We start from the raw sequence: 15,939 nt of genomic DNA on the forward strand, positions 1-15,939 counted from the left end.
TAATATAAAGATATCTTTATATGCCGATCAGGCGGTGCCCGAGCTTCCGGTGAGCAGCCGCGGATCGATTCCCGCGCCGACGAAACCCTCTGCCCAGCGCTCGTACACGTCGGTGTCGTAGAGCAGCGCCGTGTCAGCCGGCGTGTTGAACCAGCCATGCCGGGTGAGTTCCGCTTCGAGCTGCCCTTCGCCCCAGCCGGCATAGCCGAGCGCGACCAGCCAGCGGCTTGGTCCCCGCCCCTCGGCGATCGCGCGCAACACGTCGATCGTGCCCGAAAGCTGCCAGCGCCCGGCTACATCGATCGTATCCTGACCACTCCAGTCGGACGAATGGAGCACGAAGCCACGCCGCGGCTCCACCGGGCCGCCGAAATGCACGGGCACATCGGGCGCGTCACCCGGATCGATCTCGAACTGCTCGAGCAAATCGTGCAGGCTCAGCCCCTCAATCGTCGCACCGATGCCGATGCCCAACGCCCCTTCGCCGTCATGCGCGCACATTGCGATCACCGCGCGTTCGAAGCGCGGATCGCCGATTCCAGGCATGGCGAGCAGGAACTGCCCGGTGAGTGAAGGCGCCGAATCCATGATCCCCAACATAGTGTTCGCCCGTTCTACGGGCCAAGCTTGAATTTGTTTCGCGCCATGCGAAGGAGGCTGCGGCCGCACATCCGGTGCCGGCCGCGAGATTCGCGCAAGGAGAGAACAGCATGACGATTCAGACCGGCGATCGCATTCCGAACGCCACGCTCGTCAAGGTCACCGCCGAAGGGCCGGACCAGGTCGAAGCCCCTGCCTATTTCGCCGGCCGCAAGGTCGCGCTGTTCTCGGTGCCCGGTGCGTTCACGCCCACCTGCTCGGCCAAGCACCTGCCGGGATTCGTGAACAAGGCGGACGAGATCAAGGCCAAGGGCGTCGACGAGATCGCCTGCACCGCGGTCAATGACTTTTTCGTGATGAAGGCGTGGGGCGAGGCGAACGGCGTCGCCGACAAGGTGACGATGCTCGCCGATGGCAACGGCGCCTTTGCCAAGGCGCTAGACCTCACCATGGACGGCTCGGCCTTCGGCCTCGGCACGCGCGGTCAGCGCTTCGCGATGATCGTCAATGACGGTGTCGTCGAGCAGCTGTTCGTCGAGGCGCCGGGGGCGTTCGAGGTCAGCTCGGCGGAGTATGTGCTGAGCAAGCTCTGATCCCGGGCGAGCGAGGGCGCCGCTTCCCCTCCATCGTCATCCCCGTGACGGCGGGGTGGCAAGTGACGCCGGATGGAGGATAATGCCGCCAATCCCGTGCCGTTTCCCGCCCCGACTTGCCAGAGTCATCTTCCGCGCTTAGCGATGGAAGATGACTCAAGCCTCCGATATCGTCGCCGACCTCGATCGGCTCTATCGCGCCTCGGTCGAACGGCTGCAGCAGGCGCTCAATCGCTACATCACCGATGGCACCACGCCGGATCCCGAGACGCGGACCGACGGCAGCTTCGCCTATCCCGAGCTGCGCGTCACCTATCGCGGTGGCCTGAACCGGCCGATCCCGCGCCGCTCGTTCGGCCGTCTGGTCGAGGCGGGCGACTATCGCATCACCGTCACCCGGCCGGCGATGTTCGCCGATTACCTCACCGAACAGCTTACCTTCCTGATCGAGGACTATGACGTCGAGGTGCACGCCGTCACCGGGCGCCAGGAAATCCCCTTTCCCTATGTGCTCGATCCGAACACCATCCTGAGCCTGGACGACGTCTCGGCAACCGAGCTCGGCCGCCATTTTCCGGCGACCGAGCTGTCGCACATCGGCGACGAGATCGCTGACGGCCTGTGGATCAGCCAGGACGAAACGCGGCCGCTCGCGCTGTTCGATGCGCTGCGCACCGACTTCTCGCTTGCCCGGCTGAAGCACTATACCGGCACGCCGGTCGAGCATTTCCAGCAGTACATTCTGTTCACCAACTATCACCGCTATGTTGACGAATTCGTCCGCTGGGCCTGCGCGCAGCTGGGACCGGACAGCCGATTCACCGGCGTGTCGGGCGCGGGCGGGATCGTGATCGAGGATGCTGCGGACGCCGACCGGCTGGTCAGCGACGGCGCATGGCGGCGGCATCAGATGCCCGCCTATCACCTGATGGCCCCGGGGCGTACCGGCATCACGCTGGTCAATATCGGCGTCGGCCCGTCCAACGCGAAGACGATCACCGATCACCTCGCCGTGATCCGGCCCGAAGCGTGGCTGATGATCGGCCATTGCGGCGGCCTGCGCCCCAGCCAGCGGATCGGCGACTATGTGCTCGCCCACGCCTATCTGCGCGACGATCACATCATGGACGATGTGCTGCCGCCGGAAATCCCGATTCCCGCGATCGCCGAAGTGCAGCAGGCGCTCGCCCGCGCGGCGGAGACCGTGTCGGGCCAGTCGGAAGACGAACTCAAGCAGCGGCTGCGCACGGGCACGATCGTCACCACCGACGATCGCAACTGGGAACTGCGCTATTCCACCACCGCGCTACGCTTCTCGCTCAGCCGCGCGGTGGGCGTCGACATGGAATCGGCGACGCTCGCGGCCCAGGGCTACCGCTTCCGCGTGCCCTATGGCACGCTGCTCTGCGTGTCGGACAAGCCGCTGCACGGCGAACTCAAGCTGCCGGGCCAGGCGAACCGCTTCTACGAGCGCGCCATCGCCGAGCATCTGAAGATCGGAATCGAAGCCTGCGAGGAACTGCGCCGCGAAGGCGCCAAGCTGCATAGCCGCAAGCTGCGGGCGTTCAACGAACCGCCGTTCCGCTGATCGGCTGGGATATCGGGGCTGGGCGGTGCGTTCTCTCGCGACAGGAGAGTGTCATGCCCAACCCCGAACCCACACGCGAAGCACCGGACCGCGAGCAGGGCCATGCCCATCAGCCCGACGGCACCGACAGCTCGGCCGAATGGAATGCCGAGATCGCCGACGAGAACATGATCCCGGATGAGGACGCGGAGCTATAATCAGCACGCGAGACTGCGGATCCTATTGGCTCCAGGAGAGACGACGCTGGGAGCGCCTTCAAAAAGTGTCGGTCTACGCTGCATCCGGCTCGGTAGTGATCTCGTCAGTCTTCACGTCCAGCTCCGCTAGCTTCGCCTGTACCGCGTTAGCCTGATCGACGGTCGCGACACTAAGCTTCTTGATGCTTGAAAACACAAAGTTCGGCTCGCTTGCCTCGGCCGCACTGCTTTCAACATCTTCAGCCTCGATCGTCTCGATGACATTGGCGAACAAGCTTTCGGATTCTTGGGGCGTCAGATCTCTGATCGCCGCGGGATCAATGCCCTCTTCTTTCAGTACCTGCAGCAACTTCTCCAGCTTGGTTGCGAGCGCCTTCTTCGCTTCCGCCTCGGTCTTGCCTTCCCCTAGATATCGCAGTGTCATGGTTACACGGCCGAGCTTCACATCGATGCCAGCAGTACCGGCAATTCCCGGAACTGCCGCGCGGCCAGAGCTGTCGGAACGGGCGAAAGCCGGTGCCGCCGACACGAGCGCCAACGCCAGTAGAAATCGCCTGGTGGGCATGAACTTCTCCTCCGCTTCGCTGCACATGTGCACGAACCGGAGAAGAAAGTCCCACGCCATCACCATCCCTGCGGCTGGCCCTTGTTCTGTTCGTCCAGCCACTTCTTGAGTGGCGCGAAATACTCGACCATCGCCTTGCCCGAGATCTCGCGGCTGCCGGTGAAGGTCTGCAGCGCATCCGGCCAGGGCTTGGAGGCGCCCATCTCGAGCATCTTGTTCAGCCGCGCGCCCACTTCCTTGTTGCCGTAGAAGCTGCAGCGATGCAGCGGGCCCTTCCAGCCCGACTGGTCGCACGCCGCCTTGTAGAACTGGAACTGGAGCAGCCGCGCCAGGAAGTAGCGCGTGTACGGCACGCTGCCCGCCACGTGATATTTGGCGCCCGCGTCGAACTTGCTCTCGTCGCGCGCCACCGGCGGCACGATGCCCTGATATTGGAGGCGCAGTTTGTTCCAGCCTGCCTCATACTGGTTGGCGGGGATGGTGCCGTCGAACACCTGCCAGCGATACTTGTCGACCAGCAGGCCGAACGGCAGAAACGCCACCTTGTCCATCGCCTGGCGGAGCAGCAGACCGATATCCTTGTCGGCGCTCGGCACCTGGGCGCGATCGAGCAGGCCGATCTGGACCAGATATTCGGGCGTGATCGAGAGCGCGACGAAATCGCCGATCGCCTCATGGAAGCCGTCATTGGCGCCGTTGCGGTAGAGCGCGGGCTGCGCCTGGTAAGCGCGCTGATAGTAATTGTGGCCCAGCTCATGGTGAATCGTGACGAAATCGTCCGCATTCACCTTGATGCACATCTTGATGCGGATATCGTCCTTCTCGTCGATGTCCCAGGCCGAGGCGTGGCACAGCACTTCGCGATCGGCGGGCTTGAGGAACAGCGAGCGCTCCCAGAAGGTGCCCGGCAGCGCCGCGAAGCCGAGCGAGGAATAGAAGCCCTCGCCGGTCTGGACCATCTTCTTCCAGTCGTAATTCTTGGCCTTGAGCAGGTCGCCCACGTCATAGCCGAGGTCGCCGGCGCCCTTCGGCGCGACCACGTCGTAGATGTTGCCCCACTCCTGCGCCCACATGTTGCCGAGCAGATCGGCGCGGATCGGGCCGGTCTTGGCCTGCACCGCGTCCCCGTACTTTTCGTTGAGCTTGCGGCGGACATAGGTGTGGAGCGCGACATAGAGTGGCTTCACTTCGTTCCACAGCTTGTCGGTCATCGCGGCGAATTCGGCCGGCGGCATGTCATAGCCCGAGCGCCACAGCGCGCCGGTGTCGGCAAAGCCCAATTCCTTCGAGCCCTGGTTCGCGATGCCGATCAGCTTGGCATAGTCGCCGCGCATCGGCGCGCCGACATTGTCGTGCCAGCTGACCCACATCTCCTTGAGCTCATTGGGATCGCGGCTGTCGCCCATCGCGGCTTCGATGTCGCTGCCGTTGATCGGCTTGCCGCCACGCGTGCCCTTGCCCTTGGCATAGAAAGAACCGAGCTTGGTGGAGAGATCGCTCAGCGCTTGCGCGGCGCCCGGCGTGGTCGGCGCCGGCAGCACCAGCGCGGCGCGGAGCATGGTCAGCTGGCGCTGCTGCTCGGGCGAGAGCCCCTGCGCCTTCTGCAGCCGCGCTGCGTCGAGCGCAAAGCGCACCGCCATTTCGGTGCCCCTGGCGCCGTAATCCGCGGCGAGCGCGTCGGTGTCGTCGGTGATGTAGGTGGCGTTGATCCAGGCGACGCGCGAGGCCGTAAGATTGAACGCGGTATATTCCTGCTGCGCACGCTCGAGGAACGCGGCCGCATCGGCAGAGGTCGGCGCGGCGGGCGTCGTGCTGGTCTGCGACTGGGCGGGCGCGGCGAGCATCACGGCGAGCGCCGCAAGCGAAAGGCCGGTACGGATCATGGTGCTAAGTCCCCGGGTCTAAGAAAGGCGCGACCCTGCCGCGCCTTCCCCTCTCCCGTCAACCAGCGAGGAACTCGACCAGCGCGTCGCCCAGCTCCGGTCGGGTGACCGCGCTCATGTGATTGCCCGGAATCTCAACAAAGTGGCCATACAGCAACAGTTCCGCCACTTCCTGCGCGGAACCGTTATCGTAATCCTCGGCACCCGCGATCACCACGGTAGGCTGCGCGATCGCGGCGATCTCGTCACGCGGCGTATCGACAAAGGTGTCGAGGATGCGCAGCAGCGCCACCGGATCGCCCTTGGTGGTCTTCAGGAACGCCTCGGTCAGCCATTCGGAACTGCCGCGGGTGAAGCTGCCCAGATTGGTAAGCACCCGGTGGAAATACGCTCCCCGCCCGCGGGTGGCGACCAGCCCGTCCAGCCCCATGCCGGAAAGCGCCACCTTGTCTGGCGTCGCGCCGTTGGCCAGCATCCGCACCACCGTGCGCGCGCCAAGCGAATAGCCGCCCAGATCATAGGCGGTCAGGCCCAGATGCGCGATCAGCGCAAAGCCGTCGCGCATCAGCACGTCGGGCGGATAGGCAGCGGGGTCGTGCGGCTTGGCGCTGGCGCCATGCGCGCGCAGGTCCGGCATGATGACGCGCCGGCCGCGCGCGGCGAGCTTGGCGGCGTGGCCGTATTTGATCCAGTTGATCTCCGCATTGGAGAAATAGCCGTGGATCAGCACCACCGGCCGCCCCTCCCCCATCTCGGTCCAGGCGAGCTCGACGCCGTCGAAGCTGGTGAAGCGGTGCGTTTCAGTCGGGTAATCGGCCAATGCTGTCCATCCATCGTTTGACGACGTTCGGGTTGTCTTCGGTGCGGTATCGGGGCAGCGCGGTCGTGTCGAGCCACTGTTCGTGCATGCTCTCCACCGCGTAGTTGTGGCGCGGCTGGAAACGTCCCGGCGCGTCGAAGCTGCCGATCGTCAGGTCCATAGTCTCGCCGCCGAGGAATTCGAAAGTCAGCGGCGTCCCGCATGTCCGGCAGAAGCCCCGCTCGGCGATCGGCGACGAGCGATAGCGATCGGGCTCGTTTTCCCAGGTGACATCGGCCTTGGCGACGCCCTTGAACGCGATCGAAACGCCGCCGGTTGCGCGCTGGCACATGCGGCAATGGCAAAGATAGGCGTCGTCATCGTCGATCCACACCCGATAGCGGACCCGTCCGCATTGGCATCCGCCGGCAACTTCCTCGCGCATCCTTCCGCCTCCTCTCGAAATCCTCGTCCCAACGCACGCCGCCCCTGGCTGACCCACTATAATGAAGTCGGAGATCACCGCATTGAAGGCGCAGGAGTCGCCGCGCGGTCATTGTGACGGGATCAACATGCTGCAGCGCCTCAACAACCTTCCACTCGCCTCTAAGACCACATTTCTCGCCGTCGGGGGCATGCTCTTTCTCGCGATAGCGTCCTTCTTCGTGGCGGATCATGCGCTGACCGGCCAGGCCGCGCGCACCGCGGCCGAGCGGCAGGAAGTGAACATGCGCGTCGCCTGGAGCGTGCTCCATCGCTACGGCACCGAATTCCGGCTGGAAGGCGACGACCTCTATGTGGGCAGCCACAAGCTCAACGACGCCGACGCGCCGGTCGACGAAGTGAAGCGCCTGGTCGGCGGCACCGCCACTATCTTCCGCGGCGATGTCCGCGTCGCCACCAACGTCACCAAGCCCGATGGCAGCCGCGCCGTCGGCACCCGGCTGGACCGCAACGCTGCCTACGAAACCGTGCTGGAAAAGGGTCAGCCCTATCGCGGCTCGGCCAATATCCTCGGCAAGGCCTTCTTCACCGGCTATGATCCCATCAAGGACGCTTCGGGCAAGACGATCGGCATCCTGTATGTCGGCATTCCCGAAAGCGACGTGATGGGCCAGATCGGCAGCGCGCGCTGGACGATGGCGCTTTCGGCCGCCCTGATCACCCTGCTGGTCGCGGGCGGCGCCTGGCTGGCCGGCCGCCGCATGTTCGCGCCGCTTGCGCAGATGACGAGTGCGATGCGCGCGCTCGCCTCGGGCAAGGTCGACGCGCAGATCCCGGCCCACGCCGCCACTGACGAGATCGGTGCCATCGGTCAGGCGCTTCAGCATTTCCGCACCATCGAAATGGCCCGTCGCGAAAGCGAAGGCCGCGACCGCGACGCCGAAGCCGCGCGCGACAAGGCGATGACGGCGTTGGGCGATGCGCTGTCCCGCATCGCCGGCGGCGACCTCACCGCAGACGTCGGCTCCGACTTCCCCACCGATTATGCCAAGCTCGCCACCCATTTCCGCTCGGCCGTCGAAAGCCTGCGCGAGCTGATCGGATCGGTCGTCGAAAGCACCGGATCGATCCGCACCGGCTCGCACGAAATCGCCAGCGCGTCCGAGGATCTCGCCCGCCGCACCGAGGCCAATGCCGCGAGCCTGGAGCAGACCGCCGCCGCAATCACCCAGATGAACCAGCGGATCGACGCCACCGCGGCCGCCGCCAGCCGCACCGTCGAGCGCGCCGACCAGGCGATCGGCGTCGTCGGCTCCGGCCGTTCGGTCGCCGACGAGGCGGTGCAGGCGATGAGCCGCGTGTCCGACAGCGCCAAGGGCATCGACAGCGTGATCGAAGGCCTCGACAAGATCGCCTTCCAGACGCGCGTCCTGGCCATGAACGCCGCAGTCGAGGCTGGTCGCGCCGGCGAAGCGGGCCGCGGTTTCGCCGTGGTCGCCGATCTCGTCTCCGCCCTGGCGATGCGCGCCGAGGAGGAAGCCAAGCGGGCCCGCGATCAGCTCACCGTCACCCAATCGGAAGTGGAGGTTGCCCGCGGCGCGGTGGAGCGCGTCGATCAGGCGCTCGCCAATATCGTCGACACGGTGGACGAAGTGCATGTGCTGCTCGGCGGCATGGCGGCCGACAACCAGGCGCAATCCGCCGCGATCCGCGAGATCAGCTCGGCGATCGGCGACATGGACCGCGCGACGCAGCAGAATGCGGCGATGGTGGAAGAAACCTCCGCCGCCGCCCGCCAGCTCACCGATCAGGTCGCCCGGCTCGATGCCCATGCCGGCACCTTCCGCACCGGCGCCGGCGCCGGGCCGATCAAGCGCCCGGCCCTGCCGGCCGCACGCACCACGGGCGCTCCGGTGGCCCGTACCCGGGCGCTCCCGGCGGAAGCGCTGGCCAGCGCGGACGACTGGGCCAGCTTCTGAACGCGCCCGCCGGCGCAACAGGCAACGGGGCGTCGCGGATCCGCGCGGCGCCCCGTTTGTGCATTCAGGCCTTTTTCAAATGGCGCCGGCCGAGCAGCTCGGCGATCTGCACCGCGTTCAGCGCCGCGCCCTTGCGCAGATTGTCGGAGACGCACCACAGCGAAAGGCCGCTGTCCACGGTGGGATCCTCGCGCACCCGGCTTACATAGGTGGCATATTCGCCCACGCACTCGATCGGGGTGACGTAGCCGCCATTTTCACGCTTATCGACCAGCATGATGCCCGGCGCCTCGCGCAGGATGTTCTGCGCTTCCTCGGCCGAGATCTCGTCTTCGAATTCCAGGTTGATCGCCTCGGAATGGCCGACGAACACGGGCACGCGCACGCAGGTGGCCGTCACCTTGATCTTCGGATCCAGGATCTTCTTGGTCTCGGCGACCATCTTCCACTCTTCCTTGGTCGAACCGTCGTCCAGGAAGCTGTCGATATGCGGGATCACGTTGAACGCGATCTGCTTGGTGAACTTGGCGGCTTCCACCTGGTCGCCGACGAAGATCGCGCGGCTCTGGTTGAACAGCTCGTCCATGCCCGCCTTGCCCGCGCCGGAAACCGACTGATAAGTCGCGACCACCACGCGCTTGATCGTCGCCTTGTCGTGCAGCGGCTTCAGCGCGACCACCATCTGTGCGGTCGAGCAGTTCGGATTGGCGATGATGTTGCGCGCCTTGTAGCCGTCGATGGCCTCCGGGTTCACTTCCGGCACGATCAGCGGCACGTCCGGGTCCATACGGTACAACGAGGCATTGTCGATCACCGTGCAGCCCGCGGCGGCGAACTTCGGCGCGTAGACGGCGCTACCTTCCGATCCGATGGCGAACAGCGCCATGTCCCAGCCGGTCGGATCGAAATGCTCGATATTCTGGACCTTGTACTGTTTCCCGGTCTCGCCGAAATCGACCATGTCGCCGGTCGAGCGCGACGACGCCAGCACGGCGAGTTCGTCGATCGGGAATTCCCGCTCGGCCAGGATGTTCAGCATTTCGCGACCGACATTGCCGGTGGCGCCTGCGACGACGACACGGTAGCCCATGAATATACCTCTTCCTTCCAACCGCCGACGAACGCGGCGCAGGGTGCCATTAGTGTGAGAGAAAGGTGGAATGCACGCGCATTCCGCTGCTTCGCTGCCCAAGCGCAGCTATCGCGCCCGTTACGGGCGCGGTGTAATTCGCGTAAGAAAGGCGCGTTTTCGAAGCATCGGACGGCCGGTAGCAGAAACAATGCTGCTCCGCGAGCCCCTTTTATGAAATTTGATACAGGTCAGCGCGTGGCTCGAAGCGGGCCGATATGGCAAGGGCCGAGGCTCGCTGCCCCGGCCCTTGCCGTACTGAACCGATGGAAACGAAAAGGGGAGCGCAATCGCCCGAGACGACTGCCCTCCCCTCCCTGTTACTCCAGCGTGCCTGGCGTACGCCCGCCGATCAGAAGCTTGCCCATTCCTCCACTTCGGCACCGGTCTGGCGCACGGTGGAAACGCTGGCCGAATGCGCCGGTGTCGAACGGACCGGCATGGCATGCACGCGCGACCTTGCGGGCTTGCGGCCGCCACGATCGCCGGTGTTGAACTTCAGCGCCTGCTCGCTCAAGGCCGCGACTTCGCTGCTCAGGTTGCGGGCGGCGGCCGAGGTCTGCTCCACCATCGCCGCATTCTGCTGCGTCGTCTGATCGATGCTGTTCACCGCCGTCGCCACCTGCGTCACCGCCGATGCCTGGACTTGGTTGTCCGTCGCCATCGTTTCCAGCAGCGAATGCACTTCGTTCACGTCGCCGACGATCGCGCCCAGTGCGCTATCCACCCGGCGCACCATGTCGACGGCGGCGTTGATGTCGGTCTGCGTTGCGGTCAGCTGGTCGCGGGCGCGGCCGGCCTCTTCCTCGGCGCGCATCGCCAGGGCGGAGACGAGATCGGCGACCACTGCGAAGCCGCGGCCAGCTTCGCCGGCACGGCCCGCCTCGACGGCGGCGTTCATCGCCAGAACCCGCGTCTGGAACGCGATCTTGTCGAGGCCCTCGATCACATTGTCGATGCCTTTGGCGCTTTCGGAAACGCGAGTCATCGCCTGCATCGCCTCGTCGGCGACGCTGCGGCCCGAATCGACCACGCCGATCGCACCGGTCGCGCGTTCCACCGTCTTGGTGGAGGCGGCGGCGGTCGCCTTGATCCGCTGATCCATCTGGCTGACAGCGGCGGAGGTTTCTTCCAGGCTCGCCGCGGCGCCTTCGGTGCGCCGGGCCAAGTCTTCGCTCGCCTGGGCGATTTCAGCCGATCCGGTCGAGATCGTCTCGGCGCTGTCCATCACCGCCGCGATCAGATCGCGCAGGCCGTTGATGGCGGCGTTGAAGTTCAGCTTCAGCCCTTCATATTCCGCGCTGAAGCGCGAATCGATCGTCGCGGTCAGGTCGCCGTCGGCCAGCTTGGCGAGATGGCTTTCCAGCGTTTCGACGACGAGCTTCTGCGCGGCCTCGCCGGCGAGCTTCGCTTCGTTGGCGGCAGCCTGGGCGATCGCCGCGTCCTTGAACACCAGGACGGACTTGGCCATGCCCCCCACTTCGTCGCCGCGCTCGGTGCCGGGCACGTCGACGCCGTTGTTGCCGCTGGCCAGCGCGCGCATCGCCGATTGCAGTCGCTCCAGCGGACCGCTGATCTGGGTGCGAGCGACGAAGATCGCGCCGCCCATGCTCACTGCCACCGCGATCAGCGCAATAATGATCTGCGTCCACCCGGAAGAAGCCGCCGTAGCGCTCAGGCTGTTCGAAAGCTTGGTGGCGCCGGCGGTGCGACGATCGTTATAGTCGCGCAGCTTCTTCGTGAACTCGAGGCCCATCGCGTCGGCTTCAGCCAGTATCACCTTGGCCCGCTCGTTGTCGTTCTGAAGGCCCGCTTCGATCCCCGGCAGGAGGCGGTCGTGGATGCCTTCCAACATGGCCTTGATCGGCGTCAGTTCCGAGATGCTCGCCTTTTCCGTCGCCATGACTTCGCCGAGATAGTCGATCGCCTGCTTATAGGCGTCAGCCTCCTCTTTCGCAGCCTGCTTTGCTTTGGCGGATCGCCCGTCATAGGCCAGCGTGCGGTAGGAGGCATACATCATGGTGTTGACCAGGCGGTTCACCCGCACCAGCTTCGCCGTATCCGGCATCGTCACGTCGACCAGTTGCGAATACTGCGTGTCGATCGTGTTCGAAACGCGCGACCCGTACCAGCCCATGCCGATCGTGGCGATTGCAAGAACGGACAGCATCAACATGATTTTGAACTGGATTTTCAAGTCTACGAAAACCCGCATGGCCCAACCACTCCCGATTGCAACGCGCGCACGTCAAGGCACGCAATCCCAAGCATTATAGAGAGGGGTTGAAACACCGTCGGCGAACTGGCCCTAGCAATATTACGTAACCGAGACCAATTGTTCTTGGAACAACAAGCGACGGGCCGCATCTCTGATACCGATGCGGCCCGCTTGACTGCCAGCAGGCGGGTTATTGCTGACCCATCTTCCGATCCAGAAAGCCCAGGATCGTGTGCCACAGATGCTCGCTGATCCCGGGTCCGCCAACCTTATGGGTCTGGCCGGGATAGAGCATCATTTCGAACGGCACGTCCTTGGCCTGCAGCGCAGCATACATGGCGGTGCCGTTTTCCAGCACGACATTGTCGTCGGACATGCCGTGGATCATCAACAGCGGATCGGCGATCTTCGCGGCATCGGCGATCGTGCCCGACATCGCATAGGCCTGGGGCACCTTTCGCGGATCGCCCATATAGCGCTCGGTATAATGGGTGTCGTACAATTCCCATTTGGTCACCGGCGCGCCGGAAATACCGGCCGCGAAGGTGCCGGGCGCCGCCTGCAGCATCTTCAGCGTCATATAGCCGCCATAGGACCAGCCATAAGTGGCGATCCGCTTCGGATCGACGAATGCCAGCGTCTTGAGATAGGCGGCGCCGGCCAGCTGGTCCTGCACCTCCACCGATCCCATCGCCTGCCAGATCGCGCTTTCAAACGCGACGCCGCGATTGGCCGACCCACGATTGTCGATCTGGAACCAGATATAGCCGTGCTGCACCAGATATTGCTGCAGCGTCCCGCCCCAGGCGCGGCTCACCGTCTGCGCATGCGGGCCGCCATAATGCTGGAAGAACACCGGATAGCGTTTGCCCGGCTCCAGCTTGGGCGTGATCATCTCCCAATGCAGGTCGGTTCCGTCCGGGCCCTTGATGGTTCCGAAGCTGCGTGTGCGATGCGCGGCCAGATAGGGATGATAGGGGTGCTTGGGATCGCTCACCGCATTTTCCTGCACCCAGGCGATCCGCTTGCCCTCCGCGTCGGCGAGGTACACTTGGCGCGGCTGGTTCGGATTGGACCGGCTGACGATCGCGCGGGTGCCGCTCGCGTCCATGCTGGCGGTGTTCCACCAGCCGCGCTCGGTAAGCCGCGTGATGGTGCCGGGCTTGCGATAGTCGACCCGATAGAGGTGCCGCTCCAGCGGATCGTCCTTGTTGCCCTGGAAATAGATCCGGCCGCGCTTCTGATCGACGCTGATGCCGTCGGCGGCAACTTCCCACGGGCCCTTGGTGAGCTGGGTGAAGCGGCCTTCCTGCCAGCGATACAGATGCCCATGGCCGTCGCGCTCGGACCACCAGATCAGGCTACCGTCGTCGAGCGGCTTGAAAGCATAGGACAGGTTGACCCAGCTCTTCGGCGCTGCCTTCTCGCTGAACAGCACGCGCGATGCACCGGTCTTGGGGTCGATGGCGAGCAGATCGAGCTGCGTCTGCGCGCGATTCTCCCGCTGGACGAACAGCGTCTTGCCGTCCGGTGCCCAGTCGACGCGGGCGAGATAGATGTCGGGATCGCTGCCCAGGTCCACCTTCACGCGCTTCTGGCCGGCCGGATCGAGCACATAGAGTTCGACTAGCGCGTTGGCCGTGCCCGCCTTGGGATAACGCTGCTGGACGATGCTGGTGCCTTCGGCGCCGATCGCGGCCCGAGTGACGATGCCCACCGGCGCTTCGTCGAAGCGCTCGACGGCCAGATAGGCGTCGTCGGGGGACCACCAATAGCCGTCGCTGCGCGCCATTTCCTCCTGCGCCACGAACTCGGCTTCGCCCCAATGGACCGTACCGGCGCCGTCCGGGGTGATGCGGACGGCCTTGCCGGTGGCCAGGTCCATCACCACCAGATTCTGATCCTGCAGGTAGCTGGCGTATTTGCCGGCCGGGCTGAGGCCCGGGTTCAGCTTCGGGCCGGCGGCGGCAGGCAGCTTCTCCACGTCGCCGGTCAGCCGGGCGCGGAACAGTTCGCCGTCGAGGGGGACGAGGATTGTCTTGCCGTCGGGCGACCAGTCATAGCTGATAATGCCTTTGGTGCCGCCGATCCGCGCGCGCTCGCGCTGCATCTTCTCGGCCTCGGACAATTCGGCACCCGAGCCGAGCGACTTGGAATCGACGAGCATCCGCCACTGGCCGGTGGCGGTGTCCATCGCCCACAGGTCGAAGCGCTCGCGATCGGTGTCGCGGTTACGCAGCAGGGTTAGGTATTTGCCGTCGGGGGACAGCTTCACGGCACGCGGCGCCGGGCCGTCGATCGCCGGGCTGGCGAACACTCGCGCGAGCGGAATCGACGCCGCCTCCTGCGCCTTCCCCTCCGTCACGTTCATCCCCAACATCAACCCTACCACCACCCACCTGATCATCCACCACTCCGTCGTCCGGCCACACTGCCGAAAGGGCAAGGGTTTATCGCCAGCAGCGGGCAGGTAAAGGGGCCGAGCGCAGGCCGGCGGCGAATCATGGTTAAATGGCGGGATAAATGCCTGTTAATTTAGCCATTTGCATGTTTCGACACTTACGTACAGTTGCACGTGCATCCTGGATAATGCGCATGGACAACAATCGTTTTTCATATTTGAATTCCGCCGACGGTTACAAGTCGTAAACCGTTGAACTTTGTTCGCGGCTACTATCTATTGCTCATAGACAAGCAGGAATAGCCGCGTTAACCATTCGTTAACAAACCTTATTTAGGTTTGGCAAAAGCCTGATCGGCGTAACGGGGCGCACCTGGTCGATAGGGAGTTTGGCCGCATGTCTTCGGACGGCCTGTTGGGTACGCGCAAGGATGCGCCTGTCGAGTCCGCAACTCGGCTGCTGCAAGACAAGTGGCCGGCGCTCGTGGTGCTGACACCCGAAAGCATCGGGCTACCGGGTGATCAAGGGGCAACCCTGGAGTTTCTGGCGATCGTCCAGTCGCTGAGCGACGCGGGCTTCCTGTCGTACGAAGCGCTCGTCATCAATGCCGACGGCCCGGTCGTCGTCGATGCGGCGCTCACCGCGCGCGGTCGTGCCGCGCTTGCCGCGCGCGTGACCGCCACCCATTAAGGTCGCGGCTTCGGCCGCCGCTCAGTGCACCAGGATGGCCGCGCGCCCGCCCGACACCTGAATTGCCTCGGAAAGCTCGCGCAGCAGCGCAATTTCCGCATTCGAGAAGGTCCGCGGCCGGCGGCTCAGAACGGCCAGCGTGCCGATCCGGCGGCCGTGCTGCCACAGCGGCACCGAAACCTGCCCGAGATAACCCTGCTCCAGCGCAACCACGGGGTTCGCCAGCTGGTGTGCGGCCACTCCCGTATCGATCGCGTCTGACGCCGCCAGCGCTGCGACCGAGCCGAACTGGACGATGCCCACATCGCCGCGCAGCAACGCAACTGCGGTCTTCGCGATACGCCCGACCGAAACGGCACGGGGATCCCGGTGATCGCCGCCCCGTGGCTGTGCAGACATGTAATTCGCGAACGGACCTGACATCACGCTAATCCCTGGAAGCAATGAAGCACTTCTGGCGAAACCAGAGAGGTCCGGCGAGTACGGATTTGTACCCATCGGAGCAGCACGAAGGGTCACCAGCGGCGATGCCTCAGCGGATTCAGGGGCCGAAGGACGCATCGGACTGTGCGGATGCAGCCTGTTCCATTCCGAGACGCGTCGTCTAAGTTATCAACCGATAAATTCATTACGGATATGAACCGGACTAGGCAGAATTTGCCTAGTCCGGTAAGTAGCTCCGAGGTTCAGTTGTAAAGAGTCGCACATGCCGGCTCAGACAGCGGGACGCAGGAGTATCGAGACGCTTGCTGCTTTGCGAAGCACGGCTCCGTCCCCTGCAGCAGTGGTCGACGGGTGGATGGGGCAAAACACTGCCCCGTTCGGCATGGATCATTGCATCTACGTGCGGTT

At 64.7% G+C, this 15,939-nt stretch carries 14 protein-coding genes; 5 read left to right on the forward strand and 9 right to left on the reverse strand.

The window, feature by feature from the left end; translation table 11 throughout:
* Positions 1 to 27: 27 nt before the first annotated feature.
* Positions 28 to 588 carry a YqgE/AlgH family protein gene (locus ACNFJ7_RS06440; RefSeq protein ID WP_026008877.1) on the reverse strand — a complete coding sequence of 187 codons (561 nt, stop codon included), beginning with the start codon at positions 586 to 588 and terminating at the stop codon, positions 28 to 30.
* A 122-nt stretch (positions 589 to 710) separates the two neighbouring features.
* On the opposite strand from ACNFJ7_RS06440, the gene ACNFJ7_RS06445 reads away from it, so the two are divergent.
* The 3 genes from ACNFJ7_RS06445 (at position 711) to ACNFJ7_RS06455 (ending at position 2,978) form a co-directional block, all read left to right on the forward strand.
* The gene (locus ACNFJ7_RS06445) at positions 711 to 1,193 is read left to right on the forward strand and encodes a peroxiredoxin (protein ID WP_019368121.1); all 483 of its coding nucleotides are present in this window, start codon (positions 711 to 713) and stop codon (positions 1,191 to 1,193) included.
* Between the two features lie 151 nt (positions 1,194 to 1,344).
* Entirely contained in the window at positions 1,345 to 2,781 is a 1,437-nt protein-coding gene (locus tag ACNFJ7_RS06450; protein ID WP_019368120.1) for an AMP nucleosidase, read from the forward strand.
* A gap of 53 nt (positions 2,782 to 2,834) precedes the next feature.
* Entirely contained in the window at positions 2,835 to 2,978 is a 144-nt protein-coding gene (locus tag ACNFJ7_RS06455) for a hypothetical protein (protein WP_019368119.1), read from the forward strand.
* 73 nt (positions 2,979 to 3,051) lie between these two features.
* On the opposite strand, the gene ACNFJ7_RS06460 is transcribed toward ACNFJ7_RS06455, so the two are convergent.
* Genes ACNFJ7_RS06460 through ACNFJ7_RS06475 form a run of 4 tightly spaced genes read right to left on the reverse strand, consistent with a single transcriptional unit; the run spans position 3,052 to position 6,670 of the window.
* Positions 3,052 to 3,603 (reverse strand): SIMPL domain-containing protein, encoded by a 552-nt coding sequence (locus ACNFJ7_RS06460; RefSeq protein WP_019368118.1) that lies wholly within the window; start codon positions 3,601 to 3,603, stop codon positions 3,052 to 3,054.
* Positions 3,603 to 5,426 (reverse strand): M2 family metallopeptidase, encoded by a 1,824-nt coding sequence (locus ACNFJ7_RS06465; protein WP_019368117.1) that lies wholly within the window; start codon positions 5,424 to 5,426, stop codon positions 3,603 to 3,605. Before ACNFJ7_RS06465 ends, ACNFJ7_RS06460 begins: the two co-directional genes overlap by 1 nt.
* Positions 5,427 to 5,484: 58 nt before the next feature.
* Entirely contained in the window at positions 5,485 to 6,246 is a 762-nt protein-coding gene (locus tag ACNFJ7_RS06470) for an alpha/beta fold hydrolase (protein WP_019368116.1), read from the reverse strand.
* Positions 6,227 to 6,670: a GFA family protein gene (locus ACNFJ7_RS06475; protein WP_019368115.1), complete on the reverse strand. Its 444-nt coding sequence runs from the start codon at positions 6,668 to 6,670 to the stop codon at positions 6,227 to 6,229. The genes ACNFJ7_RS06470 and ACNFJ7_RS06475 overlap by 20 nt, the downstream gene beginning before the upstream one ends.
* A gap of 61 nt (positions 6,671 to 6,731) precedes the next feature.
* Here ACNFJ7_RS06475 and ACNFJ7_RS06480 point away from each other — a divergent pair, with 61 nt between their 5' ends.
* Positions 6,732 to 8,648, forward strand: a complete 1,917-nt coding sequence (locus tag ACNFJ7_RS06480) for a methyl-accepting chemotaxis protein (protein WP_019368114.1) — start codon at positions 6,732 to 6,734, stop codon at positions 8,646 to 8,648.
* A 64-nt stretch (positions 8,649 to 8,712) separates the two neighbouring features.
* Here ACNFJ7_RS06480 and ACNFJ7_RS06485 read toward each other — a convergent pair whose 3' ends face one another.
* From ACNFJ7_RS06485 to ACNFJ7_RS06495, 3 genes are all read right to left on the reverse strand, one after another.
* Complete coding sequence (locus ACNFJ7_RS06485) at positions 8,713 to 9,738, reverse strand: aspartate-semialdehyde dehydrogenase (protein ID WP_019368113.1); 1,026 nt, start codon at positions 9,736 to 9,738, stop codon at positions 8,713 to 8,715.
* A gap of 391 nt (positions 9,739 to 10,129) precedes the next feature.
* Positions 10,130 to 11,947 carry a methyl-accepting chemotaxis protein gene (locus tag ACNFJ7_RS06490; RefSeq protein WP_237718452.1) on the reverse strand — a complete coding sequence of 606 codons (1,818 nt, stop codon included), beginning with the start codon at positions 11,945 to 11,947 and terminating at the stop codon, positions 10,130 to 10,132.
* 238 nt (positions 11,948 to 12,185) lie between these two features.
* On the reverse strand, positions 12,186 to 14,402 hold the full coding sequence (locus tag ACNFJ7_RS06495; RefSeq protein WP_026008875.1) for a S9 family peptidase: 2,217 nt from the start codon (positions 14,400 to 14,402) through the stop codon (positions 12,186 to 12,188).
* 391 nt (positions 14,403 to 14,793) lie between these two features.
* On the opposite strand from ACNFJ7_RS06495, the gene ACNFJ7_RS06500 reads away from it, so the two are divergent.
* Complete coding sequence (locus ACNFJ7_RS06500; protein WP_019368110.1) at positions 14,794 to 15,087, forward strand: hypothetical protein; 294 nt, start codon at positions 14,794 to 14,796, stop codon at positions 15,085 to 15,087.
* A gap of 21 nt (positions 15,088 to 15,108) precedes the next feature.
* Here the strand turns inward: ACNFJ7_RS06500 and ACNFJ7_RS06505 are convergent, their stop codons facing one another.
* A complete protein-coding gene (locus ACNFJ7_RS06505; RefSeq protein WP_152997928.1) occupies positions 15,109 to 15,486 on the reverse strand; it encodes a GAF domain-containing protein in 378 nt (125 codons plus the stop codon).
* Between the last annotated feature and the right edge of the window lie 453 nt (positions 15,487 to 15,939).

The organism is Sphingomonas sp. HT-1 (assembly GCF_048568905.1).
GTDB lineage: Bacteria > Pseudomonadota > Alphaproteobacteria > Sphingomonadales > Sphingomonadaceae > Sphingomonas.